Source organism: Aerococcus sp. L_32 (assembly GCF_050689315.1).
Genome location: NZ_JBOEQF010000273.1, coordinates 1 through 2814, shown reverse-complemented (window position 1 = coordinate 2814; position 2814 = coordinate 1). Strand labels below are relative to the sequence as shown.

Genomic DNA, 2814 nt, shown 5'->3' with positions numbered 1-2814 from the left:
GAATCGCTTAAATCGTGATGGTCAATATCCTTCTGTTGTGACTATTGCAGCCTTTGGTGATCGATTTAAGGGCGCTAATATTTATCCAACTGATAACACGTTAAATGATGGCAATAAAGTTGCATTAACAGTAGCCTATAAAGGTGGCTTGTCTAGTCGTTCTGGCTATGCAGTTAAAGATGAAAGTCAGCTCGCTGAACGTGATTCAGGATACTTAGAAGAAGTCGTTTACCCCTATTTCCAAGCTTATAAGTGGTGGTTAGACAATCTGAACATTGGTACAAAAGGTGGCGACTTCTACCAAGCATTTAGTGAGTTCTATCCGCAAACTACCTATGGTTGGAATTTGTGCCCGGGGCATTTAGTAGCTGACGAAGAATGGTTAAGCTCACCATTCTATCAAGACTCTGATGCAACAATTCAAAGTGGCTACATCTTCCAACTAGACTTTATACCTTCACAAGCAGACCATAATGGTGTTTCAGCTGAATCGACGATTGCGGTTGCTGACGCAGCACTACGTGAAGAAATTAAGATTAAACAACCAGAACTTTGGTCAAGAATTTCTAAGCGGAAGGATTACCTAAAAGAAGCATTAGGTTTAACGTTACCAGAACATTTACTACCTTTAGCGAGTACCTTTGCCTACTATAGACCATTCTTATTAGACAAAAAAACTGCTATCTACTTTGGATAAAAAAATCCCCCTCAAGATTGGTTGACCAAACTTGAGGGGTTTTTGTCTATTTCTAAGTGAATAATGACGGACTATCCATACGGAATTGCCATAAAGATGTTAATATATGTATAATATTATAAATAAATTGGAGGGTTATGCTCTTGGACGAACAGATTGAATTATTATTTACCATAGATGAAGGCTATTTAAATCCCTTAAAAGTGGCATTAACATCGATTCGCCAAAATAATCCAGGCCAAGCCATCCGTATTTGGCTGATTCATGAATCAATTGCAATGCATACGATTCGCGAATTGCAGAAGTTAACGGATTATTTACAGTTTGGTTTTGAAGCGATTGAAATTGATGGCAGTCGATGGAATAGCGCTAAAACTGAAGATAGGTACCCAAAAGAAATGTATTTTCGCTTGCTTGCGGGTGCTATTTTGCCTGAAGAAATGAAACGTGTGATTTATTTAGATCCAGATATTTTAGTGGTTAACCCTTTATTAGAGCTGTGGCAAACAGATCTAGAAGGTCATATGCTAGCAGCCGCTACACATGTTGGGTTGACGGACGTTTCTACCCGAGTAAACCAAATGCGACTTGACGTTGACCATGCATACTATAATTCTGGTGTGATGGTGATTGATTTAGATAAAGCTAGAGAAATTGTCAAATGGTCAGATATTGCGCGAATGATTGAAAAATATAATCTGTTACTCTTCTTACCTGACCAAGATATTCTAAACCATTTGTATGGTAAATATACGAAGGAAATACCCGAAGAAATTTGGAATTATGATACCCGTAAATATATGCGCTATTTTACCAAAAGTCTTACCCAACACGATATTCACTGGGTTATGGCCAATACCTCTATCCTTCATTTCTGTGGCGGACCAAAACCATGGGACGATAAACATGACAATCGGTTTACCAGTCTTTATCTTAACTATCAAAACCAATTGAAGCGTATCGAATCGGTGATTAAATAATTTAAAATAAGTAATTTTCATTACCTATGGTGGTTAAATTCTTATTTATTATCGTCAAATCAGGCTTATACACTTTGGTATCCAATAAAAAATCCCCAGAAGTAAGCGTATGTCTGCTTACTTCTGGGGATTCTTTTTTTATAGGATAAATAATCCAATTAATCGACTGATTTTAATGCTTCTAGCATATCGACGTGTTGTAGACGTTTATAAATGATATAGGCGAGAACGGCTGTAATTGATCCGATAATAACAGCTGGAACAATAAAGCTTGTCGCTGCTAGTGCAGGGTTAAACATTACATCAGCAGGTGGAACGATTCGAATAATATATTGGTGGAGCATTTCACCAATACCGAAACCTACTAGTATACCGAGGGCCGTTAAAACAATCGTTTCACGGTAAATATATAAGGTAACTTCATTATCAAAGAAACCAAGCACTTTGATAGTGGATAATTCACGCATCCGTTCAGACACATTAATATTCGTTAGGTTATATAGGATAACAATACCTAATAGTCCAGCCACAATAATTAGAACAGTCATGATTTTATCCAATGAATGAACAATTGTATCGATTTGATTCATTAGGGTAGTGTTTTGTACTACACCGGCAACACCGTCTAATTCAATGAATTTCGCAGCTTGATTTTCTGTGTTGTTAATTGAGTCATCTTTTAAGTTGACTAGATAAGCATTAGATTGGTAATCCTCACCGTAAATTGTTTCATAAACTTGTGGACTAGCGAAGACAAAGTGACCAATATACATTTCTGTTATACCTGATACTTTCATTTCACGATCTTGATTGTTAGTATCTTGAAGTGTAATTGTATCTCCTACTTCAGCGTCTACTAGGGTAGCTAGTCGTTCAGAAATTACTACACCATCATCAGGTAAGTCTAATGTTTCTTCAGAGCCACGTTCAGTTAATTTAATATAGTCTGAAAATTCATCTATATTTTCTGGGGAAATTAAAGTGATATCTTGTGTATCGTTTTGTTTTCCACCGACAGTTGTTAACTCTTGATATTCTACTTCACCGAATTGATCAATGTCTTGAGAAGATAGTGTATCCTCAATCTCCTCATATTGTTGGTCTGAGACATAGTCATTTTCTGCAACAATCATATCA

At 36.6% G+C, this 2814-nt stretch carries 2 protein-coding genes and 1 pseudogene; 2 read left to right on the top strand and 1 reads right to left on the bottom strand.

The window, feature by feature from the left end; translation table 11 throughout:
• Together ACRCJ0_RS11625 and ACRCJ0_RS11620 are read left to right on the top strand one after the other, a co-directional pair.
• A pseudogene (locus tag ACRCJ0_RS11625) lies at nucleotides 1–697 on the top strand (M24 family metallopeptidase); the annotation flags it as partial.
• 137 nt (nucleotides 698–834) lie between these two features.
• Nucleotides 835–1677 carry a glycosyltransferase family 8 protein gene (locus ACRCJ0_RS11620; protein ID WP_431390518.1) on the top strand — a complete coding sequence of 281 codons (843 nt, stop codon included), beginning with the start codon at nucleotides 835–837 and terminating at the stop codon, nucleotides 1675–1677.
• 158 nt (nucleotides 1678–1835) lie between these two features.
• On the opposite strand, the gene ACRCJ0_RS11615 is transcribed toward ACRCJ0_RS11620, so the two are convergent.
• Nucleotides 1836–2814: ABC transporter permease (locus tag ACRCJ0_RS11615; protein ID WP_431390517.1), on the bottom strand; the 979-nt coding region annotated here is incomplete at its 5' end.